General features: G+C 69.0%; 20 protein-coding genes and 4 pseudogenes. 13 read left to right on the top strand and 11 right to left on the bottom strand.

The window, feature by feature from the left end:
- Window positions 1-21: 21 nt before the first annotated feature.
- The gene (locus K4B79_RS10395) at window positions 22-138 is read right to left on the bottom strand and encodes a lasso RiPP family leader peptide-containing protein (protein WP_229894392.1); all 117 of its coding nucleotides are present in this window, start codon (window positions 136-138) and stop codon (window positions 22-24) included.
- A 455-nt stretch (window positions 139-593) separates the two neighbouring features.
- Between K4B79_RS10395 and K4B79_RS10390 the strand changes: the two genes are divergently transcribed.
- From K4B79_RS10390 to K4B79_RS10380, 3 genes and pseudogenes are all read left to right on the top strand, one after another.
- Entirely contained in the window at window positions 594-950 is a 357-nt protein-coding gene (locus K4B79_RS10390) for an FCD domain-containing protein (RefSeq protein ID WP_308280427.1), read from the top strand.
- A 223-nt stretch (window positions 951-1,173) separates the two neighbouring features.
- Window positions 1,174-1,659 carry a ribonuclease E activity regulator RraA gene (gene rraA / locus K4B79_RS10385; RefSeq protein ID WP_232026161.1) on the top strand — a complete coding sequence of 162 codons (486 nt, stop codon included), beginning with the start codon at window positions 1,174-1,176 and terminating at the stop codon, window positions 1,657-1,659.
- Between the two features lie 205 nt (window positions 1,660-1,864).
- A pseudogene (locus K4B79_RS10380) lies at window positions 1,865-1,996 on the top strand (IS110 family transposase); the annotation flags it as partial.
- A 19-nt stretch (window positions 1,997-2,015) separates the two neighbouring features.
- Here the strand turns inward: K4B79_RS10380 and K4B79_RS10375 are convergent.
- Entirely contained in the window at window positions 2,016-2,492 is a 477-nt protein-coding gene (locus K4B79_RS10375) for a hypothetical protein (RefSeq protein ID WP_232026160.1), read from the bottom strand.
- Between the two features lie 162 nt (window positions 2,493-2,654).
- Here K4B79_RS10375 and K4B79_RS10370 point away from each other — a divergent pair.
- A pseudogene (locus K4B79_RS10370) lies at window positions 2,655-3,209 on the top strand (IS5 family transposase); the annotation flags it as partial.
- Here K4B79_RS10370 and K4B79_RS10365 read toward each other — a convergent pair.
- Window positions 3,210-3,515 carry a hypothetical protein gene (locus tag K4B79_RS10365; protein WP_232026257.1) on the bottom strand — a complete coding sequence of 102 codons (306 nt, stop codon included), beginning with the start codon at window positions 3,513-3,515 and terminating at the stop codon, window positions 3,210-3,212.
- A 624-nt stretch (window positions 3,516-4,139) separates the two neighbouring features.
- On the opposite strand from K4B79_RS10365, the pseudogene K4B79_RS10360 reads away from it, so the two are divergent.
- A pseudogene (locus tag K4B79_RS10360) lies at window positions 4,140-4,403 on the top strand (IS110 family transposase); the annotation flags it as partial.
- A 126-nt stretch (window positions 4,404-4,529) separates the two neighbouring features.
- On the opposite strand, the gene K4B79_RS10355 reads toward K4B79_RS10360, so the two are convergent.
- Window positions 4,530-4,739: a DUF6243 family protein gene (locus K4B79_RS10355; RefSeq protein WP_067425192.1), complete on the bottom strand. Its 210-nt coding sequence runs from the start codon at window positions 4,737-4,739 to the stop codon at window positions 4,530-4,532.
- 542 nt (window positions 4,740-5,281) lie between these two features.
- Between K4B79_RS10355 and K4B79_RS10350 the strand changes: the two genes are divergently transcribed.
- Together K4B79_RS10350 and K4B79_RS10345 are read left to right on the top strand one after the other, a co-directional pair.
- Window positions 5,282-5,854, top strand: a complete 573-nt coding sequence (locus tag K4B79_RS10350) for a PadR family transcriptional regulator (RefSeq protein ID WP_232026159.1) — start codon at window positions 5,282-5,284, stop codon at window positions 5,852-5,854.
- Between the two features lie 90 nt (window positions 5,855-5,944).
- On the top strand, window positions 5,945-7,669 hold the full coding sequence (locus K4B79_RS10345) for an acyl-CoA dehydrogenase family protein (RefSeq protein WP_232026158.1): 1,725 nt from the start codon (window positions 5,945-5,947) through the stop codon (window positions 7,667-7,669).
- Window positions 7,670-8,674: 1,005 nt separating this feature from the next.
- Here K4B79_RS10345 and K4B79_RS10340 read toward each other — a convergent pair.
- Window positions 8,675-9,469: a helix-turn-helix transcriptional regulator gene (locus tag K4B79_RS10340; protein WP_232026157.1), complete on the bottom strand. Its 795-nt coding sequence runs from the start codon at window positions 9,467-9,469 to the stop codon at window positions 8,675-8,677.
- An 86-nt stretch (window positions 9,470-9,555) separates the two neighbouring features.
- Here K4B79_RS10340 and K4B79_RS10335 point away from each other — a divergent pair, with 86 nt between their 5' ends.
- Both K4B79_RS10335 and K4B79_RS10330 read left to right on the top strand, forming a co-directional pair.
- Window positions 9,556-9,945 (top strand): nuclear transport factor 2 family protein, encoded by a 390-nt coding sequence (locus K4B79_RS10335; RefSeq protein WP_232026156.1) that lies wholly within the window; start codon window positions 9,556-9,558, stop codon window positions 9,943-9,945.
- 62 nt (window positions 9,946-10,007) lie between these two features.
- Window positions 10,008-10,145: pseudogene (locus tag K4B79_RS10330) on the top strand (3-oxoadipate CoA-transferase); the annotation flags it as partial.
- Here the strand turns inward: K4B79_RS10330 and K4B79_RS10325 are convergent.
- Entirely contained in the window at window positions 10,146-10,976 is an 831-nt protein-coding gene (locus K4B79_RS10325) for a helix-turn-helix transcriptional regulator (protein WP_308280423.1), read from the bottom strand.
- A gap of 102 nt (window positions 10,977-11,078) precedes the next feature.
- On the opposite strand from K4B79_RS10325, the gene K4B79_RS10320 reads away from it, so the two are divergent.
- From K4B79_RS10320 to K4B79_RS10310, 3 genes are all read left to right on the top strand, one after another.
- Window positions 11,079-11,489: an Atu4866 domain-containing protein gene (locus K4B79_RS10320; RefSeq protein ID WP_232026155.1), complete on the top strand. Its 411-nt coding sequence runs from the start codon at window positions 11,079-11,081 to the stop codon at window positions 11,487-11,489.
- Window positions 11,490-11,721: 232 nt separating this feature from the next.
- A complete protein-coding gene (locus K4B79_RS10315; RefSeq protein ID WP_232026154.1) occupies window positions 11,722-12,771 on the top strand; it encodes an aldo/keto reductase in 1,050 nt (349 codons plus the stop codon).
- Between the two features lie 266 nt (window positions 12,772-13,037).
- Window positions 13,038-14,054 carry an SMP-30/gluconolactonase/LRE family protein gene (locus tag K4B79_RS10310; RefSeq protein ID WP_232026153.1) on the top strand — a complete coding sequence of 339 codons (1,017 nt, stop codon included), beginning with the start codon at window positions 13,038-13,040 and terminating at the stop codon, window positions 14,052-14,054.
- A gap of 159 nt (window positions 14,055-14,213) precedes the next feature.
- On the opposite strand, the gene K4B79_RS10305 is transcribed toward K4B79_RS10310, so the two are convergent.
- The 4 genes from K4B79_RS10305 to K4B79_RS10290 form a co-directional block, all read right to left on the bottom strand.
- The gene (locus tag K4B79_RS10305) at window positions 14,214-15,881 is read right to left on the bottom strand and encodes an outer membrane protein assembly factor BamB family protein (protein WP_232026152.1); all 1,668 of its coding nucleotides are present in this window, start codon (window positions 15,879-15,881) and stop codon (window positions 14,214-14,216) included.
- Window positions 15,881-16,660 carry a hypothetical protein gene (locus K4B79_RS10300; protein WP_232026151.1) on the bottom strand — a complete coding sequence of 260 codons (780 nt, stop codon included), beginning with the start codon at window positions 16,658-16,660 and terminating at the stop codon, window positions 15,881-15,883. Before K4B79_RS10300 ends, K4B79_RS10305 begins: the two co-directional genes overlap by 1 nt.
- Before the next feature lie 584 nt (window positions 16,661-17,244).
- Entirely contained in the window at window positions 17,245-18,225 is a 981-nt protein-coding gene (locus K4B79_RS10295; RefSeq protein WP_232026150.1) for an NADPH:quinone reductase, read from the bottom strand.
- 20 nt (window positions 18,226-18,245) lie between these two features.
- Window positions 18,246-18,824 carry a PadR family transcriptional regulator gene (locus K4B79_RS10290; RefSeq protein WP_232026149.1) on the bottom strand — a complete coding sequence of 193 codons (579 nt, stop codon included), beginning with the start codon at window positions 18,822-18,824 and terminating at the stop codon, window positions 18,246-18,248.
- A 126-nt stretch (window positions 18,825-18,950) separates the two neighbouring features.
- Here K4B79_RS10290 and K4B79_RS10285 point away from each other — a divergent pair, with 126 nt between their 5' ends.
- Entirely contained in the window at window positions 18,951-19,343 is a 393-nt protein-coding gene (locus K4B79_RS10285) for an ester cyclase (RefSeq protein ID WP_232026148.1), read from the top strand.
- Between the two features lie 133 nt (window positions 19,344-19,476).
- On the opposite strand, the gene K4B79_RS10280 is transcribed toward K4B79_RS10285, so the two are convergent.
- Window positions 19,477-22,488 (bottom strand): glycosyl hydrolase, encoded by a 3,012-nt coding sequence (locus K4B79_RS10280; RefSeq protein ID WP_232026147.1) that lies wholly within the window; start codon window positions 22,486-22,488, stop codon window positions 19,477-19,479.
- Window positions 22,489-22,741 lie beyond the last annotated feature (253 nt).

Here is a 22,741-nt window from a genome sequence, read left to right as displayed (position 1 = left end):
CCCGTGGGGCCTACGAGTGGCTCAGAACCACCAGGCGCCCCACGGGCTGTCGAGCCAGTAGCCCCGCGACGTGAGCTGGGTGAGCTCGGCGAAGTCGCCGACCTCGATCAGAGTGGGAACCTCATACACGTTGGCCATGAAAGCCACCTCCGTCGGTCGTGTGGCGCCGGGTGTCCCCGGACGCCGGATATTGGTTGGGCGGGACGATCCGTCTCGCTCGCCTGGCCCGTCCGCCTGCCACAACGCTATGGACGGGGCCGCCCCCATGCACGACACCTGTTCAGGTGACACGTCTTCGTTCGGAGAGCTTTTCATCACGGAATTCCACCTGATATCCGCGAAAGATATAATTTTGCGTGATCGCGTGACACCGGCACTGTGAGTTCAGGGTGCCGCCCCCGCGCAGAGCACGAACTCGCTGGCTGCAGAGGCTGAGCAGATACATCGCCGCCGCCCGAGCCCAAGTAGAAGCTCTGCCGACCGGGGAGGAGAAGACCAGATTCGAGGCATGACTCGAGTTCGCCGACGCACATGTCGAGCGCCTCAACACTCGGGGGAGGACTCCCCCGCTACCCGGCGTCGCGGAGCCTGCCATCCGCGCCGCGGCGGAGGGGCTGGCTTCGCTTCACCCCCACCCGAGCGTCGAGCAACTGGTGGCGCACCGCCGTTTCCACGGCGCGATCTACACGGCGTCCCACAACGACCTGCTGATCGGGACGCTGGAGGCGCTGTGGGACAAGGCCGACCGCTATCGTCTCCTGGATCTCCGTACCGACCCGGGCCAGGACGCCCGGGACCAGAAGGCCAAGGAGCATGACGCACTCGTCGAATGTGTCGCCCTGGGCGACAGCGCCGGCGAGGCGGACATCATGCGCAAGCACATCGACACCAGCCTCGGAGCGACAGCGGGGTGGCGACTCGGCCACGCCGACGCCGCCGACGGAACCTGACTCGGACCCCGCGATGGTCCGGAACCTGACCTGGTCCCGGCGATGGTCAGCGCTGCCGTCACCGACAGAGCCGGGGACGGCAGCGCCCTCCTGGGCCCCGGGTTCGCGTTCGTGCTCGTGCTCGCCTCGACGCTCGTCTCCACCTCGCGTCCCTCCCTCCCGGCCCTCGCCGGAGTCCGACGCACCTCACGGGGGACCTTCACTCAACACCTTGGAGTTTGCAGTGCACAGGACATCCCCCATCGCCACCGCCGACCTCGCCGACAAGTACGGCGACCAACTGCGCGTCTGCGACGTGCAGTTCACCTCCTACGGGGCCGTGCACTCCTTCGCCCGCCCCGTGCGCACCCTCTCGTCCCCCGGCGACAACGCCCTGCTGCACGCATTGCTCCGCACACCCGGGAAGGGCTGCGTCGCGGTCGTCGCCGGCGGAGCCTCACTGAACGCCGCGCTCCTCGGCGACATGATGGCCGAGCGGGCGCGTGACAACGGCTGGGCCGGCGTCGTCGTGTACGGGGCCGTCCGCGACAGCGCCCTCCTCGCCGGCATGGACATCGGCATCCACGCCCTGGGCACCAGCCCTCGCAAGAGCGGGAAAGCCGGCACGAGCGCCGTCGATGCACCCGTGTCGTTCGGCGGCGTCACGTTCACCACCGGCGACATCCTGCACGCCGACCACGACGGAGTCGTCCTCCTGCCGACCACCTGACTCCCGGCGGACCCCACCGCGCCTCCCGCCCCGTGCGGTGACGGCGCGTAGGGCACGTGCGTCCACCACTGGGCCGCCTTGCGGGTCACGTCCGTCCGGCGCTGGGGCGCTGGTTGTTGCTCGGCCGAGAGCTGAGCGGGATCGCCGCACTCGCTATACGGCAGCGCCCCCGGCACTGTCTTCGTGGCTCCGTGATGGAGGGCTCTCCCGGGCCTACTACGACAAGAAAATCGCTCAGGGCAAGCACCACACTCAAGCCCTGCTCTGCCTAGCCAGAAGCAGGGCCGACGTCCTGTTCGCGATGCTCCGCGAAGGAACCTTCTACGAACCTCAGTCGTCTGCCTCAGCCACCTGGCCTACGGGTCTGCGAGGAGAACGACTCGATCGGCTTCGACATCGAAGCCGATCACTGGATGGCCATAGTGGCCTTCCGGCTCCATTAGCACGGGCTTGTTCAGCCGGTTTCCGATCTCTCGCAGGAAGCCGCAGAAAACATCAAGTCGATCCTGGCCCTGCAACTCCCGCAGGTCGACGTCGAAGTCGACTTCGTCGTCGGCATGGAACCGGAAGATCGCCAGCACATCGACAGTCGGCCAGACCCGCAGGTTCGGGCACTCGGCGTCCGCCGGGCGGGCCAGCACGGCCTCAGCCCGGGGCACAGGAAGCACCGTCCCTCCCTCAGAGTACTGACTTTTCCAGCCCTTATCCGCGACAAGATCGAAGACCGCCTGCCAGTCCTGCACCGAGGCATCCGGGACACGCACGTCCGGCAACGACCCCATCAAGTCCGGGTCAAAGAAGGAACTCACGTCATCCCACAGCAGATCAGCCACCCCGCCATGCTGCCCGGCTCCCCGACCCAACGCACCCCCGTTCCCCTAGGCAGTTTTCCCGTGGATCAGTTGGTCGTTTGATCCGACCCGGAGTTCAGGGGTGCGTTGAGTGACGCGAGCTGTGAGTGGATCCGGCATCTGTTGTCGCCAAATCCGCCGGGTGCCCACCAGCACGCAGCCGGCGCCCGCAGAAAGGGCTCCAGCGGGAGAACCGGACGACCACGCCCTCGGGCGATCCCGCGGCGGCATAACGACCGAAGTCCATTCGGCAGTCGACAGCCGGTACCGTCCGCTGTCTCTCCTGGGCGCAGCCGGACACCGCCACGACTCTGTGTACTTCGAGGCCGTCATGGCCGGCATCCGAGTGCCCAGAATCGGGAACGGCAGGCCCAGGACGAGGCCGGACCGTGTGAGTGCGGACCGTGCGTACTCCTCCCGCGCGATCCGCATTTACTTGCGTCGTCGCGGCATCACTGCGGTGATCCTGGAGCCCGCTGATCAGATCGCCAACCGCAAGCGACGCGGATCGCGAGGCGGTCGGCGACCGTGCTTCGACCCCCACACATACAAGCACCGCAACACCGTCGAGCAGTGCATCAACCGGCTCAAGCAGTGGCGCGGCATCGCCATGCGCACCGGCAAACTCGCCGTGCACTACCTCGCGGCATTCACGTCGCAGCGATCTTCCTCTGGACGCGAACCTGGCAGGAAGAGCCGTCACGTCTGCCATGGAAGCGCCTCAACCGATGCGATATCACCCGCTGCCAGCAGCCCGAAGAGCCGGAGAATCTCCTCGCGGGCGACCTCGCGCATCTCCCCCGCGGCCATCGAGTCGTCGTCCGGGTTCTCCCAGACCAACAGGCCGCCGTGGAACGCGCTGAGGCACCACCCGCTCTCATGGGTCAGCGACACGTCGGGGTGCTCGTCGTCGGCCTCCGCCAGACCGCCGAGCACTCGCTTCATCGTCTCCGGATCAGGCTCGTCGACCGTCCCGCCCATGACGTCGTACATGAAGTAGCTCATAGACCAACTACCTCACGCGGTGATCCACAGGACACACTGCCCAATCCGGGGTGTAGGCGGCTCGGTTCGGTCTCGGCAAGGGGCTGGGTGAGCGGTCGACAACGGGCAGCGGAACGCCTTCGGTCCTCATGGTCCTGGAGACCCGCTCTGAGACTGGCGCCGCTGTCCACCGGTGGGATCCGTGGGGGGTGTCGTGGGCGTCGGGCAACGCTTGATATCAGCCTGACCCGAGAGGCCTTCGCCTAGAGCGGCGAGACCCGGCGCCTGCGCCATGGCCACGGACTCCCCTGCCGTCCGCGCCTCGCGGTGATGACGCGGGCGCCGGGCTGATGCCTTCGCCTCCCTGGTCCTTCGAGATCTCTGTCAAGAGCGGCACAGCCCGGCGCCTCCGTGAGAACCGCGAAACTCCCGGCGGCCGGCCGGACGCTGATCGTCACGGCGCGAGCCCGCCCCAGGGGCGACCTCTTGTTTCATCCGCGAGCCTGCGAGCTCTGCAGACAGACCGAGCACCTGGGGCGCGCGGGTGTCGCGAACAGCTACTGAGATGGCGGACCTGTGAGTCGTGGGATCAGGACGCTGCGCGACCCGCATGTGCTCGTGACCTGCATCAATGAACGGATCTTGCTGAGCACAGGCAGCCGCAAGGTCTTCGCGAGCAACCCGTTGGCGGCCTCCCGCTACCGCGACCGACACGGCGTCAGCCGCAACAGGTCCGACCCGGGCGACGCCCTCGCCCTGATCCTGGAGAACATCCTGCGCACCGACATGCACGCCCACCGGCCGCTGCCTGCCGACAGCGAACTCGCTCAGGCCATCGCGGTGCTGGCCCGAGCACAGCAGGACACCGTCTGGAGCCGCCAGCAGGTCACCAACCCGGTCCACCAGCTTGACTTCCTAGGCCCCTGAGATGTCTTGACCAAGGGCATTGGGCACCCTCCAATACGGCATCAGGGCCGAACCGCGCGTCGCGGTCCGGCCCTGCCTCGTGCGGTGCCACCCTCCGGCGGCGGTGGATCAGCTCTGTGCGGTGTCGTCGCCCGTCTGCCCGGCGCTCTCGGCTGCGCCTGCCTTCTCGCGCATCTTGCGCACCAGCTCCGCCTTCTGGTCGGCGGCACTCTGGCGGTCGAGGTTGCGGTACGGACCGTTGTTCTGCCGTTCGGCGCGCGACAGCTTCTTGCGCTGGCCGCCGCCCATGCCTACGGGGTTGTTGATGTTCTTGCTCACGGGTTCTCCCGAAGTGAGGTGAAATGATCTACGGATTCATCGGTGGGGGACGGGCGCGGCGACATCGAAGGACGTCAGCAGGGGCCCATCACGCTCTCACTCGTAAATCAGCGTCTGGAAGAACATGACCATGACGGTACCCGGTTCCGTCGGCCCCGCACACCATGTTTTTCGCCGTCGCGGCGCCGTCCGGGCCCTCGGCGATCACGGAGCCCCGTAGATGGAGGCGAGCCGGCGGGAGGTTCCGTGGCGCCACTCCTGTCACAGGCGCCCCTGTGACGAAGGGGCGCTGGACTAACAAGGAGGCGCTGCACACCGCCCTGACCAGGTTAAACACCGCTCGGGCAGCATGTCGCCCAAGGTATCGGACGATCTCGCGTCGGTCTTGCCCTCCTGAGTGCGGCGTTCGTACTACACCTGGGTGCGGGGATCGAAGCACAGCCAGGTGAACGCGATGCGGAACGGCCAACGAGAGTGAGCCGTATCGCACCGGAGCCCGTGGGACTTGCTATGCAACGAGTTGCATAGCACGATCGGTGCCCATGGCGCTCGAACACGCGATCTTGGTGTCGCTCCTGGAGAGGCCGGGATCCGGCTACGAGCTGGCCCGGCGTTTCGAGCGGTCCATCGGCTACTTCTGGACCGCGACGCACCAGCAGATCTACCGCGTGCTCAAGCGCATGGAGAACGACGGCTGGGTCGACGTCCGGGACGTCCCGCAGCAGGGCCGGCCGGACAAGAAGGAGTACTCCGTCGCCGACCTCGGCCGGGCCGCGCTGTCCTCGTGGCTGCACGATCCGATCGAGCCGGACAGCGTCCGCCACGACCTGGCCGTGAAGATCCGTGGTGCCGCGTTCGACGACCCGACCGCCCTGATCCACGAGGTGAAGCGGCACCGGCAGGCACACCAGGACCGGCTGGAGCACTATCTCGCGGGCGAGGAGCGGGACTTCACGGGTCCCGAGGCGAACGCGGCCGCCGCGCGAGCGCCGCTCGATCCGGAGCGAGAGCTCCAGCATGTCGTCCTGCGCGGCGGCATCGCGTACGAGCGGATGATGATCGGCTGGCTGGACGACGTGCTCACGACGTTGGCCCGGTTCGGCCCAGGCCGCTGACGCATCCCCGCCTGCCGACCTCGACTGCGATCCCCTTGGCCACTCCACCCGCAATTGCCCTCCGCCCGCCTGCCGAAAGAGGCCCTCACCATGGCTGACCAGCTGCTCTTCAACCCGCGCACCTACGACCCCACGCACTTCGACGCCGAGACGCGCCGACTGCTGCGTGCCACCGTCGACTGGTTCGAGAAGCGGGGGAAGCGGCAACTGATCGAGGACTACCGGACCCGCGCCTGGCTCGGGGACTTCCTCGCCTTCGCCGCGAAGGAGAACCTGTTCGCCACCTTCCTGACGCCGTCGTCCGCCACCGGACAGGAAGAGCCCGACAAGCGCTGGGACACCGCCCGCATCGCCGCGCTCAACGAGATCCTCGGCTTCTACGGCCTGGACTACTGGTACGCCTGGCAAGTCACCATCCTCGGCCTCGGCCCGGTCTGGCAGAGCGACAACACCGCCGTCCGTGCCCGCGCCGTCGAACTCCTCGCCCAGGGTGAAGTGTTCGCGTTCGGCCTGTCCGAGAAGGCTCACGGCGCGGACATCTACTCCACCGACATGCTCCTCGAGCCCACCGGCGACGGCGGCTTCCGCGCCACCGGCTCCAAGTACTACATCGGCAACGGCAACGCCGCCGGACTCGTCTCCGTCTTCGGCCGCCGCACCGACATCGAGGGCCCCGACGGCTACGTCTTCTTCGCCGCCGACAGCCGCCACCCCAACTACCGCCTGGTCAAGAACGTCGTCGATTCCTCCAAGTTCGTCAGCGAGTTCCGCCTGGAGGACTACCCCGTCACGGCCGAGGACGTCCTGCACACCGGCCGTGCCGCCTTCGACGCCGCCCTCAACACGGTCAACGTCGGCAAGTTCAACCTGTGCACCGCCTCGATCGGCATCTGCGAACACGCGATGTACGAGGCCGTCACCCACGCCCACAACCGCATCCTCTACGGTCGTCCCGTCACCGCCTTCCCGCACGTACGCCGCGAGCTGACCGACGCATACGTCCGGCTCGTCGGCATGAAGTTGTTCAGCGACCGCGCCGTCGACTACTTCCGCTCCGCCGGCCCCGACGACCGCCGCTACCTGCTCTTCAACCCGATGACGAAGATGAAGGTGACCACGGAGGGCGAGAAGGTCATCGACCTGATGTGGGACGTGATCGCCGCCAAGGGCTTCGAGAAGGACAACTACTTCGGCCAGGCGGCCGTGGAGATCCGCAGCCTGCCGAAGCTGGAGGGCACGGTCCACGTCAACCTGGCACTGATCCTGAAGTTCATGCGCAGCCACCTTCTCGACCCGGCCGAGTACCCCGCCGTCCCGACCCGCCTCGACGCGGCCGACGACGACTTCCTGTTCCGGCAGGGCCCCGCCCGCGGCCTCAGCTCGGTGCGCTTCCACGACTGGCGTCCGGCCTTCGAGACGTACGCGCACCTTCCGAACGTCGCCCGCCTGCGTGAACAGGCCGACGCACTCTGCGAGTTCGTCGCCACGGCAGGCCCCGACGCGGAGCAGAGCCGCGACCTCGACCTCGTCCTGTCGATCGGACAGCTCTTCGCCCTCGTCGTACACGGCCAGCTCGTCCTGGAGCAGGCCGCTCTGACCGGACTCGACGAGGACGTCCTCGACGAACTCTTCGCCGTCCTCGTACGGGACTTCTCCGGGCACGCCGTCGAACTGCACGGCAAGGACTCGGCCACCGAACAGCAGCAGGAGTGGGCGCTGAGCTCGGTCCGCCGACCGGTCGTCGACGCAGCGCGTACGGAGCGGGTCTGGCAGCAGGTCGAGGCACTGTCCGGCGCGTACGAGATGGCTCCGTAGCGGCGCCGTACGCATCACCGGTGGCCGGGCGCGACACGGGTCCGGCCACCCGCGCACTCCCCCGACCTGGCCAGCAGCACGGTGGGGTGTTCGGTGTTCTGCGGTTCGCACCGGGTTGACTCGTCCCCCGTTGCGCGGGCCGCAGGCTTCGGACCGGCCGGACTCGGATCCGCCTCGTCGCGTTCCACGGCCCTCGGCGGTGGAGCGGCGTGGGCTCCAGGTGGGTGCCGCTGAGGTCGGACAAGGTGACGGCACAGGTGCTGCCGTCTGTCACGGCCGGTCCCTCGGTCGGTACTCCGGTCCTCCGACGCCCCGCACACACCGCTGGGTACGAGGACCACGCGCCGACCCGCCTGGACCCGCCGCGGTTGCGCAGCAAATGCGGCTGATCGGCTTCGGAGCGTCCCTCACAAAACGTATGGGGCCCGTCCGCATACGGACAGGCCCCAGATCGAGCGCCGGGCAGGCCTTGCACCTGCATTTCCCCGCAGGAAGCGGGGCGTCTTTCCTTGGACCACCAACGCAACACCGGTCGACGTGAGTTGCAGCGACCAGCTCGTGATCAACTGTACCGCAGGTCGCGGCGCCCCAACTCCCCTCCCCCACTGGGCAGATCAGCGAGCCTCAGGGGGTCTTCAGCACCCCGGCGGACGATCGTCAACGACCTGCTGGTCCTCGTCCGTCACCAGGCGTCCGGCCCTGGCCGCCAGGCGTTCTGCGTCCAACAGGGCCGCAGACAACAGGGACACGGCCTCACTGCCTGATCGAAATCCATCTCCGCTGTCCCAATCAATCCGTCGCGGTCGGCAGCCGAGCCGTTCACCTGCTGATAGTCGTTGAGCCATTCGCCAGGGAATTCATTCCGCACGCCGTCGAGGGCCGCTTCGGTGCGCGCACGGGCACACAGCACCTCGCCTTCGTCGTCCCGCAAGCAGGGCATCGGCCCCCAGGAACCAGCGGACCGTGCGAATCTGACCGGGTCAGTGGCCATCCGATCCTCACCGGTCAGGGGTGGGCAGCTGCTCGAACGTCACCGTTGGATCCCTCGAAGTAGGCGGCGCTCTCCGCGTCCGCCGGGTAGTACGACTCGATCGCGACCTCGTCCAGCGTGATGTCCATCGGAGTGCCGAACGTGGTGATGGTCGAGAACAGCCGCAGCTCTCGTCCGTTGAAGCGAAGGACCATCGGGATCAGGACATCGGATTCGACCGAAAGGCTCGACGCGTCCTCGGAGCTGGGCTCCAGCAGTTCCTGGTAGAGCGCGATGAGCTCGGCGTCGGGAGCGACGGCGAGCTGACGCCTGATACGGGAGCGGAACACCGCACGCACGTCGGCCAGGTTGACGACCAGCGGGGCGAAGCCTCGCGGGTCGAGTCCCAGCCGCACCAGGTTCATCGGCGGCTGCAGCAGGTCGGGATGGACATCCGCGAAGAACGGCTCGACCGCGCGGTTGGTCATCACGATGTTCCACCGGCGGTCGAAGGCCACCGCCGGGTAGGGCTCATGCGCACGCAGCACCCTCTCGACCGCGTCCCGGGCCGCCGACAGCGCACCGTCATCGAGTGGCCGCTCGGCGTACCGAGGTGCGAAGCCGGCCGCGAGCAACAGCCGATTGCGGTCACGCAACGGCACATCGAGGTGGGCCGCGAGCCGGAGGACCATGTCGGCGCTCGGGTTGGACTTGCCTGTCTCGACCAGGCTGACGTGACGAGCCGACACGTCGGCCGCGATCGCGAGATCGAGTTGGCTGAGTCGTCGGCGATGCCGCCACTGCCGCAGGAGCTCCCCAACCATATGCATGGTCGTCGAGCGTACTCATCGTGGAACCGCGCGCCATGAAATCCGACTTCATCGACAACCGTTGCGACTGCAGAAACACTGCGTCCATGACCACAGACAACAAGGGCATCGTGCAACGGGCACTGGCGGAACTGATCGAGACGGGCAGCATCGGCGCGCTCGAACCGTTGCTGAGCGATGACTTCGTCCATCACAGGCCGGACTCGACTTCCTCGACCAAAGTGGAATGGCTCGCCGCCGTACAGGCAGCACTCACCCCGCTCGCCGATATGCGGGTGGAGGTCCACCACCTGCTGGCCGACGGTGATCATGTCGTGATGCACTCGCGGCGACAACTCCCCGATGCCGGCCCGGAAATCGCAGTCATCGATATCTGGCGGATTGACGAAGGGCTGATCGCCGAGGCGTGGGAGATCATCGAGCCGGTGGCCCAGGCGGCCGCCAACCTGGTGTGGTGGGAGCCCACCGGGCGCTGACCGGTCGTATCGGCTCCGCTCTCGAACGACAAGCGGGTGGGGGTTCAATTCCTCCGCAAGTTGGATGCCCCGGCATGGGACCGGCAGCCGTCGGCAACGAGATCGACGCGGACCTCACCGACGCGGGCAAGGTTCCCGTCACCGATCTGCCGGGGGCCGCTTACGTCCACCACGCCGACTGCTTCGCCATGGTGCGTGGATCAGCTGGAGATCCAGCTGCCGATCAGTCGCAGCGCGTCGGTGGACGGGGAGCCCGGCTGGGCCGAGTAGGCGATCAGCTTCCAGCCGGCCGTCTCGGCCACGTCCACGGCCTCGTAGTGCAGGTCGAGCGGTCCTACCAGCGGGTGGTCGAGCTGGTAGCGGCCGTGGGACTTGTCGTTGACGTCCTGCTGCGCCCACAGCTGGCGGAACTCCTGGCTGCGCATGGACAACGTGCCGATGAGCTCGATGAGTTGCGGGTCGTCGGCGTGCCGGCCGGCGTTCAGGCGCAGGTAGGAGACGGTGTCGGCACACTTGCGCGGCAGGCTCTGCCCGAACAACTGGCGGAAGGTCTGGTCGAGGAAGACCAGCCGGGCGGCGTTGCGTTCGGCTGCCGGCAGTGTGGGGAAGTCAGCGAACACGCCCCTGGCCAGGTCGTTCCAGGCGAGGAACTCCGCGCGTGGTCCCACGATGTACGCCGGTCCGGCCAGGGTGTCAAGGAGCATCCGTAACGAGGCACGTACGCCGGCCACCGGCTCCTGCTGGACGCGGCGGGACTCGGGACGGGCCAGGTTGCGCAGGTGGCGGGTCTCGTCGGCGCTGAGCCGCAGGGCCCGGGCGATCGCGTCGAGGACGTGCTCGGACACGTGGGGATTGCGTCCCTGCTCCAGCCGTACGTAGTGATCGATGCTCACCCCGGCGAGGTGGGCGAGTTCCTCTCTCCGCAGGCCCGGCACCCGGCGCCGGCCGTGTGAGGTCAGCCCGACCTCCTGCGGCGTCACGCGGGCCCGCCGCGAGCGCAGAAACATGCTCAGCTCTGTCCGTCGATCCACACCCTCATTATGGGCGGGTACCACCCCGCCAGGGTGGGGGGCTTTTCCCCAGGATGGTCCTGCCCTGGTGCGGCTCGCGCGGCCCGGCAGACAGTGGTCGGCATGAGGCACAAAGCCATCGTGATCGCCGTCTTCATGGCCCTCACGGCCTGCAGCGCCGAGACCGGGACCGCGAGGGACGCGACCACCCGACCCCCGGCGCCGGCGGGCACGCCCACGCAGAGCACCTCCGGCACGCCCCCGCGGAGCACCTCGGGCACGCCGGGGAGCGTGGGCATACCCGCCGCGCTCGTCGGCACCTGGGCCAGTAAGGACGGCGACCTCGTCCTGCGGCTCGACCGTGACGGCACCTTCGAGGAGGATCTCAACGGCACCCGGGCGGCATACAAGGGCAGTTATGTGGTCCGCGGGACGAGCTTCCACCTGAGCGCCGACAACGGCGCCAGGGCCGAGGGCAGGATCGCCGGCGACTTTCATCACCTGGAACTCAGCGGCTACCAGCTGTGGCGCTGACGCGCCACCCGCCGCACCTTCCACCCGGCCGGGTGCGGGTGCTCGGCGCCGAGGGCGGAGCCCTGCCGTAACCGGGGTGGAACCACCTGTCATTCATTCGCCAGGCGGCGCGAGAACGCGCGCCAGGTCATGTGGGCGATCCGGCTGGAAGCCGTCCGGCATGCCGGGAATCCCGCCGCCGACCACTGTCCTGGAAAGACGTCCACTGTCATGGAAAGAGAAGGAGAGAGCCATGCTTGCCAAGCAAACGCTGGGCCGTACCGGGATGGAGATCAGCCGGGTGGGGTTGGGATCCTGGGTGGTGGCCGGGTCCGGCTGGAGGTTCAGCTGGGGCGACACCGACGACGCCGAGTCGATCGCCGCCATCCGGCACGCGATCGCCTCGGGCGTGAACTGGATCGACACCGCCGCCGTGTACGGCCTCGGCCACGCGGAGGAGCTGGTCGGAAAGGCGATCGCGAACCTTTCCGAGAAGCCGTACGTCTTCACCAAGGCCGGCCTGGTGTGGGACCGGGACGACCCATCGGCCGCGCCCCGGCGGATCATGAAGCCCGCCAGCGTGCGCCGCGAGGTCGAGGACTCGCTGCGGCGGCTCGGCGTGGAGCGGATCGACCTGTATCAAGTGCACTGGCCCGACACCGGCGAGTCCCTGGAGTACGCCGGTGACGGCTTCGGCACGGTATCGCCCAACGCCACTCGGCTGGAGGAGTACTGGCAGGTCATGGCCGATCTGAAGGCCGAAGGCAAGATCGGTGCGATCGGACTGTCCAACCACGACGTGGCGCAGTTGGAGGCGGCCGAGAAGATCGCGCACGTGGACGCGATCCAGCCGCCCTTCTCGGCGATCGACCGGTCGGCCGCGGCCGAGGTCGCGTGGGCAGCCGCCAACGGCACCGGCGTGATCGCCTACTCGCCGATGCAGTCCGGACTGCTGAGCGGCGCGTTCACCGCCGAGCGGGCGGCGTCGCTGGGCGTCGACGACTGGCGTTCCTCGCATGCCGACTTCACCACCGGACTGGCCGCCAATCTCCGGCTCGCCGACGCGCTGAAGCCGATCGCCGCGCGACACGGTGTGAGCGTGGCCGAGGTCGCCATCGCCTGGGTACTGGCCTGGCCGGGTATGAGCGGCGCCATCGTGGGCGCGCGCACGCCCTCCCAGGTCGACGGCTGGATCGGGGCCGGGGATCTGGAACTGACCGCCGCCGACCTGGACGAGATCGGCGCCGCCATCACCGCCACCGGCGCGGGAACCGGCCCGGCCAAGGCTCGAAATGCGGGGTGAGCCGCGCCTGTCGTAGTGCCGGCGTCGGCCATCGGCGACCTCGCCGACGCCATCGACACACCGGGTTCGAGGCCGCAGGCAAACTTCAGCGATCTCCACCACCTACATGTCGTTCACTCCCCTGCCGGTCCCCTGGAACGGCGGCGCGTCGGAGCCCCGCCGCCCGCCGGGCCATGACGACCTGGCACGCACCGCCGGCCACGACCGTGCCCGGCCCCGACGAGACGGAGCATCTTATGGGACAACACCCTGTGTCACGGCGGAGGATGCTGACCGCCGCATTCGGCACCGCGGCCGCGATGTCCGCGACGGCCTGGACCCGGACGGCGCCGACCACCGCACAGGCCGGCGGCAGCGCGCCGCCCGGTCCCGCCCGACTGCCGACGGAGTACGTCCTTCCCGGGGACCGGGTCTTCCCCAGCGGCCATGCCTACGACGCACGCACCGGACACCTCTATGTCGGCAGCGCCGCGGACGGCACCCTCTACCGCGGTCACCTGACCAAGCCCGCGCTGCGCCCTTGGTCGCCCGACGGCACCGACGGCCGCAGCACCACGTCCGGGATGGCGATCGACTCCGCCGGACGACTCATCGTCGGCGGAGCGGACACCGGCACCCTGCGCGTGTACGACACCGAGCGCGGCGCCCTGCTGGCCCTGCTGCACGGCGTGGACGGCGGCTTCGTCAACGAGATCGCCGTCGCGCCGGACGGCACCGCGTACGTCACCGACTCCTTCCGGCCCGTCGTCTACCGACTCACCCATTCCAGCAGCGGCCCGCACCTCGAACGCTGGCTCGACGTCACCACGACCCCCGTCGAATGGATCGACGGTAAGCACAACCTCAACGGCATCACCTGCGTCGGCGGCCACTTACTGACCGTCAACAGCTCCACCGGACAGCTGTGGCGCATCGACCGGCACACACGCCAGGCACTCCAGGTCGACCTCGGCGGCCACCGACTCCCCAACGGCGACGGGCTGGCCTACCGCGACGGGCGGCTGTACGTGGTCCAGGGCAACATCAACAACATCCCCGGCCTCACGCCCCAGGTCACCGTCATCGCCATGTCCCCCGACCTGTCCCAGGGCCGCTACACGAGTCGGCTGCTCGCACCCGGCGGCTTCCACCACCCCAGCTCCATCTCCCTCGCGCGCGACCGGGCCCTGGTCGTCAACAGCCAGTACAACCGCTGGATCAACGGACTCCCGCCCGAGGTACTCCCCTTCACCCTCTCCGCCGTACCACTGGACGCAGCCGTCCCCGCCGAGCAGGACCTTTAGCTCGACTCCGTCGGTGATCTTGGAGTTCTCCGGTGCGCCGTGGTGGTCGGTGAACATGCTCGGGGTGTTCCACGAGCCCGTGCAGATGCGGCACAGCGCCTCCGGCCTGCCCGTCGGGGATCTAGGGGCAGGTTCCGATGCTGGACCACAGCGCGGTGCTCAGTCGGCCAGGAGCGAAGCGACCGTTCGGACCAGTTTCTCGTTCTTCGGAGCGCTGACGTCGAGGACGTAGCGGCCGGAGGCCACTACGGCGGACCTTGCCAGATGTAGGCCTCTCTCCGGGGGCTCGACGAGATGTACGCTCGGGCTCAGTCTCTGCACCCCGGTGCCCCACGGGAGGTCGCTCGCCGAGATCTCCCGTGCTGTGGCGGAGTCGGCGGCCACCCACCGTAGGGTGATCTGGACGATGTCCTTGTCGGATCCCGACTCGGTGGCGAACCGGCACTGAGTCTCATGTGGCACTCTGACGCCGAAGACGGTGCGGCTCTTGTCGACGGGAAGCCGGAGATAGTCCCCGCCCAGCCCGTTGAGCTGTTTGTCCGAGAGGAGGGAGCAGGCGTCCGGCCAGTCCGACGGCGCGACTCCGCCCAGGGCAGGTTCCTTGAGATCCCGTCGCGTCGGGCGCAACGCCGTGTACCGGGCGCCGTCCTCCTCCTCGCCGCGGATGACCAGGAGTTCGCCACTCATCCCGATGAGTTCGCCGCGGAGCGGCCACGGCAGCGTCGCTCGTGTCTTGCCGGACAGGTCGATGACCACGCTCACGCCGGTGCGCTGCACGCTCTGGGGCGTAAGCGTCTCGCGATCGGAGACGATGGCCCGGGCGCTCAATCCAACGTGGCTGGGAGCGTCCTGGACCCACAGCGTCGTTCCGTCGGCCCGCACTGCGTGAAGCTGCCGCCCGTCATGGAAGTACACCGTGTCCCCGACCCGGCCCACGGTCCGGATATCACCCGCCGGATCCTTCACGGTGCCGTCGGCCAGGTGATCACCGGACTCGTCGAAGAGGGAGAAGGTGGCCTTGTGGTTCCCGGCGTCGGCGGACCGCACGCCGACGACGTCCTCGCTGGTGGAAAACGTCGTGCCACCGTCGTGCTTCTTCACATCTGCCCGCCACACGCTGTCACCGTCGCGCGGGTCGGTGGCCTTGAGGACGGCCTTTGAGCCCTCCAGGCAAAGCGTGATCGAGTAGCGGGCGGTGGCGCCCGTGATGGCCGCGTAAAACGAGTCACCCATGGCGCCTGCAGCCGTGTGCGCCCTGCTGTCGCATTCCGCCTGCCGCTGCCAGGTCATCTCCCCGGTCCTGGGGTTCAGGCCGATGTTGCGACCGTCGTGGGCGTGGACGACAACGCCACGCTCGGTGACGGTGACCGGCCCGGAGTCGATCAGCTCCAGCTCCGGCTCTTCCCCGGGCAGGACCATCGCTCTCGTCTCGTACGGTTGATTCCACAATTGCCTGCCGGTACGCAAGTCGAAGCCCAGAAGGATCGTGAAGGAGTTGTGCGCTACACGGGCCACGATCACATCACCAGTGAGGTAGGCGCCCACGATCTGATCCGTTGGGTCCGCCCGCAGGGTTCTGCGATTCTTTCCCGTGCGCGCATCACGAACGTCGATCATGTTGTCGTGCGGGATGAGCACCACATCGTCCGCCACCGCCGCAGCCCCCGACTGACCGGGGACCGACCGGGACCAGAGAGCCTCAAACGCATTCGCGCGCGCCGACGACACGGGCTTCCCGTCCCCGGTTCCGTCGTCGGCCCCGGTGCACGCTGCGAGGACGAAGAAGAGGGCGAGCGCTCCAGCTACGTAGGCGGCGGGGCGGCGCATCAGCAGCCCACCGGTTTCGGTACCTGTCCGCACCGGTCCGCCTCCCCGGAGAGTTCAAACGGACCGCCGACCGTCCCCTCGTAGACGGATCCGTATGTCTTGGCCAGGGCGGTCACGGCCCACCGGCTGCCCGCGGGCGCGGGCACGACACGCTTCTCGGCCCTGCCCGACATCGTGTAGTGGATGACCAGTTCGAATGCGCGATAGCCCCGCCGAGCGCTGAAGGCCATGTGGAGGGGCACCTGTTCGTGCGGGGCGAGCGTGATGGCGTTGTCGCGGAAGTACGGCGTGGCGCCGGAGTCCCTACTGCGAAACGCCGGTTTCGCGGCGTCCATGTCGGCGTGCAGCTTGATCTTCGACTGCCCTCCTGAGGAAGGCTCACAGATGAGGCCCCCGTCGAGCGGAGCTGTCGGGCGAGGGGTCTTGGGCTCGATGTCGATCGATTCGATGGTGAGCGCGCGGTCGCTGCCCTGGAGGGTGATGCTGACGCTCAGCTCGGAGGCGCGGGCGCCGTTGTTCCTCTGGATGACGGCGCTGGCGTCGGACTGCGTACTGAGCTCTGCCCTGTCCTCAGGAGAGGAGAGGGTGTTGGCGAAGGCTGTGCAGCCGGTCTGGTTCATCAACCGCGCAACGACAGCGAAGTCAGGACCTGACGGCGATGGGCCGGGGGTCTCCTCGGGGCCGTCATCGGCGCCCGACGACAGCCATCCGACGACGATCGCCACGAGAACCGGAGCGAGGATGAGAGCGAACGCGCTGCCGATGATGCCTTTGATCAATAGAAGCCGTCGTTGCCGAGGATCAACGGGTGGGTGCTGCCGCCCACCAGGCCCCCGGCCTAGTGGTCTGCGCATGCCGGGCCTCCGCCAAGCGTCAGTGCGGTGACATGCAGCCAGCCGTCCAGCATCGCCTCGAAGGCCTGCTCACCCGGCCGCAGTAACGGCACCCCGCCGGCCAGACGCAACCGCGCGGCCCCTGGTGCCGTGCCCCTCTTGCCCGCCAACTCGTCACGCTCCGTAGATCGATTCACCGCAAGAATCGCAGCTGATACCAAGCCGGGGGCGAAACGGCAGGTCAGTCATGCGATCGAGTGAAACGCAAACCATGGAGCCGGCTCGTCAACTACCGTTCCCTCACCTCCTGACTGCCTTGGCAACGCCCCGCACCGGTGGTTGTCAGCCGCCATGATGGGCGCCCTGGTGGACCTGCCGCCCATGGTCATCGCCGACCTGATCGCAATCCACCCCAAGACAACCGAACGCTGGGCCACCCCCGCCGACGGGAACTGGTCCGAATACTTGGCAGCGCTACGGTCCGCCCCGCAGGGCCGGGCAGTTGAGCAGGGCAGGGTTCCGAGTCTGCGCTATTGGGGGATGGTGACCAGGATGCGGCCGTGGCCACCGCCGGCGTCGACGTGGTCGTGGGCCTTGGCGATGTCGTCCAGCGGGTAACAGTCGCCGACGGCGACAGTAAGGGCGCCGACGGCCGCGGCGGAGGTGAGGTCGCGGGCGGCCTGGCGCTTGGCCTCGGCGGGGAAGTCGTCGCTGCCGAGCAGTCGCAGGGTGACGTTGTTGAAGAGCAGAGGCCAGAAGGGGATCTCGGTGCGGTCCGCGCGGGTGGCGTAGGCGGCGATGACGGCCCCCTGGGCGGCGACGGCGTTGTCGAGATCGGCGTTGTCGGACAGCGCGACCTCGATGATCCGGTCGACGCCTCGCGGCGCGTACGAGCGGATGGCAGCGGCGGGGTCGCCGGTGTCCAGGGCGATGGCGTGGGCGACGGCCGGGTCGACGCGGTCGAGGTCCGCGATGCGGCGGACGGTGGCGATCACGGTGGCACCGGCCCAGTGGGCGAGTTGGGCGGCCAGGGAGCCGACGCCGCCGAGAACCCCGTGGACCAGGACCAGTCGGCCGTGGACCGGGCCGTCGGCGAAGACGGTGCGGTGGGCGGTGATCCCGGGGATGCCGAGGCTCGCGCCCAGCTCGTCACTGAGGTGGTCGGGCAGGGGTGCGGCCTGGTGATCGGGGACGACGGTGTACTGGGCGGCGGTGCCGAAGGGGCGGTAGGACTGGGCGCCGTGGACCCAGACCCGTTGTCCGACGCGGTGGACGTCGACTCCGGCGCCCACGGCGTCGATGACTCCGGCGGCGTCGCTGTGCGGGATCACCCGTGGGAAGGGCATGGACGAGCCGAGCCAGCCGCGCCGCTTCTTGGTGTCGCCGGGGTTGACGCCCGAGACGGTGACGCGGACTCGGACCTCGCCGGGGCCGGGGACGGGATCAGGGAGTTCACCGACGTGCAGGACATCGGCGGCGGGGCCCTGGTCGTCGTACCAGGAAGCAAGCATGGGGGTACCTCCGTGGACGGTCAGCTCGTGGGAGCAGCGGGCGCATGCGGATCGCTGTCGGTGTATCCGGTGTCGAATACGGGCGGTTCCTCCCCGAGGGTCTCGCGCAGCCAGGTCCGTTCGGCGCGGCTGGTGGCACGGGCGGTGAGCAGCATGCCCCGCCGGTAGGGGTCGGCGATCTCCTCGGCACGCAGGGGCCGCTCGTTGTCGTAGAAGAAACTCGCCGGTTCTTCCAGGAACTCCAGCCGTCTGCGCAGCACCGCGTGCTGTTCGGCCACGCCGGGCAGGTGGGAGAGGAATGCCAGGACGACGTAGAACCGGGTGAAGTCGGTGATCTCGTGATCGGCGGGCTTGCGCAGGCGCTGAAGCATGTCGGCCCGCCCGGCCTCGGTCAGGCTGAGCACGTACCGGGCCGCCCCCGCGGCCGGGTCGGCGCGCCGCTCGATCAAGCCCGCCCTGGTCAGGCGATTGATCGCCGGATACAGGCTGCCGTCACTGACCGGCCGCGTGTAGCCCGTCAGCTGTGAGACGCGGCGGCGCAGCTCGTGTCCGGGCAGGGGTCCCTCGGCGAGGAAGCCGAGTATCGCGAGTTCCAGCATGAGTCCATCCTCGCACGCGAACATCGAATCGATGTGGACATCGATTCGATGTTACGCTCCCGGGTATCCGTCCAAACGTCTCCGGAGAGGCACAGCAAGATGCCATCGCAGTCCACCGAGTCAGTGATGAACCGTTTCGTCGAGTTCATCAACACGGGCAACGAGGATCTCGCCCGCGAGGTCATTTCTCCGGACGCGGTGTTCCACGCACCAAGCCACCCGGAACCACTGCGCGGGCCCGATGGGTACATGGAAGTCATCGGGATGATGCGCAGCGCCTTCCCCGACGTCCAGTGGACGCTGGAGGAGACGGTCGCCCAAGGCGACACCGTGGCTGCGCGGTTCACCATGCGGGGAACCCACGACGGTGAATTCTTCGGGGTCCCGGCGAGCGGCAACAAGATCTCGGTGCAGGCCATGAACTTCTACTACCTGGCCGACGGCCGGATCGTCGGCGAACGGGGCCAGCCCGATCTCCTCGGGGTGATGCAGCAGATCGGTGCCGTACCGGCACCGTGAACCTCGTGGCGCCGGGTGAGCCTTCTGCCACGCGGGATTGCCTCTGCCGGGAGGGGGCCGTACGGCGCGGTGGCAGAGGGCGAACGCCCGCACCGCCCCCGGCGGCAGCGGGCCGCTCCGCACGCAGGTGCCGTCAGCTCACCCGCACCTGGGCGTACGGCACCAGGCGGACGAGGCCGGACAGGCCGTACGCCTGGCGGGCGGCCGTGCCGAAGACGGACGGTTGGCTGACGCGGAGGCGGTTGATGAGGGGGATCGCCACCTCCACCTCGATCGTGTTCGCGCCGGGTCGCAGGTGTCCGCCGAGGTCGACGACCGGGCGGAGACGGTCGGCGGGGGCCAGCGGGGTGCCGTTGACCGTGACACGGAACGTGTCGCTGACGGTGCCGAGTTCGAGGTACGCGCCGTGGGCCGCGGCCCAGTCGGCGGGCAGGGTCACGGTGGTGCGGTAGCGGCCGATGCCGGCCGAGTCGGCCAGTTCGGGGATCTGCGACCAGGGCAGGAGGGTGTCGAGAGCCAGCGTGCGCCGGACGATCTCGGTGGAGGTCGGCTGCGCGCCGGGGTGCCAGTCCTCGACGTCGAGCTGCCAACGGTCGGGTGTGATGGGGGCGGGCACCGGCGGCAGTGTCGTGGTGACCGTACGGCCTTCGGAGAGCCTGGTCGTGTACGTGCCCCCGGTCGCGGCGCGGACGGCAAGGCCGCGGTCGGTGAACAACACGCGCTCGGCGGTGCTGTCCACGGCGTGCTGCCGGTTGCCGTTGTGGTCCCCGAAAAGCCCTGGCCGGCCAAGGGCGATGACGGTCGCCTGACCGGGTTGGAGGGTGACGCGCACGGTGATGCCGGCAGCGTTCTCGGTGTAGCGGCCGATCCGGGCAGCTTCTCCCGTCCATGGGTCGAGCAGGTAGGGAACGGTCGTGCCGCGGCGGGTGCGGCGCAGGGTGATGTCGTGGTCGATGGCCGCGACGGGCGGTTTGACGGTCTCGGCGTGCTTGCCGTTGCAGAGGTAGTAGAGGTCGGTGTCGCCGGTGACGCGGTGGGCGTTGAGGAGCGTGGAGGTGGTGGCGTAGCGGACGTCGGGGGTGATGCCGAGGGCGGCGAGGGCCTCGCCGACGGCGCTCTTGTCGGTGACGGCCTTGACGTGGGGCAGGGCGAGGAGGCTCGCGAGCACCTCGCGCAGGCGCGCCGGCTCGTCCTGGGCGGGTACGCCGGGGGTCAGGGCCTGGTCGAAGGCGCCGAGCAGGACCATGGGCAGTCCTGCCCGGGCCAGTTTCAGCAGCTTGCGGGCGTCGGCGAGGGCGAGGGTCGGGGTGGAGCCGTAGAAGAAGTCGCCTTCGACGAACAGGGCTTTGTAGGCGGGGCCGTCGGGGGCCAGGCGGCCGTTCGACACACGGGCGCCGGGCAGGTCGAGCAGGGGGCCGCTGAGGAACTGGTGGGTCCAGCCGAGCGGGACGCCGGTCGCGGTGAACCAGGAGGCGCCGATGCCGGTGGCGGTGTAGCCGGTCTGCCGGAAGACCGCGACGTCCGCACGGGGTGCGCCGGTCTGCAGGACCTGGTGCACGCGGCCGAGGTAGCCGGCGATGTCCTCGACGTGCCGCCAGGTGGGCTGTCGGGGGCCCCACGACTCGCCGTAACCGGGGGCGCCGTTGTAGGGGCTGAAGGCGGCGAAGCCGGGCCATGCGGCTCCGGGGGCGGTCGCGTACGAGAAGCCGTGCACCACCGTCTGGTTGACGCCGGCGGCGTAGGCACCGCCCATGGTGCGCAGGAACCGGTCCCAGGTCGTGCTGTACGCCGAGCCGTTGTAGGCGCCCGACTCGCAGGACAGCACGGTGTGTCCGGCCATGTCCCGTCCGCCCGCCAGGCAGCGGTAGTCGTCCAGGTTCTTGAAGCCGAGCGACTCTCCCTCGGGGATGTCGAGGATCGCGGCGGAGGCGATGGCGTCGGTCTGCAGGCCGTAGGGCTGCGACCGCAGTTCCATGCCGAGCGAGTGGGCCCACTCCCGCAGAGCGGTGACGTGGTGGGTGTTGAAGAGTTCGGAGACGGTCTGCCAGAAGTCGTGTCTGATCTGCCGGGTGGTCTGGGCGTCGAAGGCGAAGACCTGGTTGCTGTTGTCGAGGACGACGGCGGGCAGGTACGGCAGGAGGGAGCGACCTCTCTTCGTCCGGAAGGCTTCGGGCAGTGCCGGGGTCCACACCAGCGCGTCGGTCTCCAGCTCGATGGAGTCCTCGAAGAAGGCGCCGCCGGCGGCCTTGAGGAGTCTGCGCACCGTACCGGTCAGGACGGTGCGCTCCCAGAATCCGGTGACGGCGGCGGTGCCGGCGGAGCTGAAGTGATCGACGACGTAGGCGGCCGGGGCGGAGTGCGGGCCGGACTCGGGCTGCTGGGCGGTGCCGCGCTGCCAGTAGGAGATCAGCACCCAGTCGCCGTCGGTGGGCGCGGTCCAGGTCAGGGTGCCGTCGCGGACGGTGTCGGTGAGGTCCTGAACGCTGTCGAGGTCCAGGCCGGTTTCCTTGCGGGTGGCGTTGGCCGGGTTGACGCGGGCGGCCTGGACGGCCAGCAGGCTGCGCCGGGTGGCACCGTCCGCGGCCTCGCGCACCGGCTCGGGAACCGGGCCCCGGTAGGTGGCGCCGGCGGCCACCGGGGTGCGGCCGTAGGCGAGTTCCTGGGCGGCGGCCTCGTCGTCGGGAGCGAGCCCGGGGACGGCCGCGGGCCAGCTGGGGCCGAGGGTGAGGTCGACGGTCAGGCCGCGGCGGGCCGCCTGTCTCAGGGCGGCCTCGACGCCCTTGCGCCAGGGTGCGCTGCCCCAGCCGTGACGGGCCGTGTCCAGGACGGACTTGTCCTTGATGCTGTGGTGTACGGCGGCGATCTCCGCCCCGCCGAAGCCGGCGTCCGCGATCTGGTCGATCTCACGGGCGACCTCCCCCGGGTCGACCAGCCCGTCGGGCCACCACCAGCGGAACTTGGGGCGCACGGAGCGCGGGGGCGCGGTGAACCAGGCGCCGGCCGACTGCTCCTGCCCCGTGAGCGGTACGGCACCGGCAAGCGGCGCACCGGCCGCGGTGAGCGCCGTGGCCGCGCCCGCGGCCAGGGTGACGGTCAGTACCGCGCGCCGGGATATCCCGCCACGCTGCGGAATGGGCTTGTGCATGGTTCGCCCCAAGGTGTGGTTCAGGCAGTGGACAAGGGATCGGAGAGAGGGAGGCAGCAGAGGTGTTGAATCGTTTCAATACGATGTAAACGCCGGAACGCTAAGGCCGAGATCCCCCGGGGGTCAAGAGCCGCGCACCAACTGCCGACGGTGTGCAGAGCGACGCAGGAGCGCTCCCGCACCGGAGGAGATGGCGACGACGTCACCCGCGTCCCTGGCTGTCCCCTCCCCCGCGGATCCCCGTGCCGCCGAG

This window comes from Streptomyces lincolnensis (assembly GCF_021173675.1).
Lineage (GTDB): Bacteria > Actinomycetota > Actinomycetes > Streptomycetales > Streptomycetaceae > Streptomyces > Streptomyces lincolnensis_B.
The sequence above is the reverse complement of the archived record's forward strand: the minus strand, read 5'-3'. Positions and strand labels throughout refer to the sequence as shown.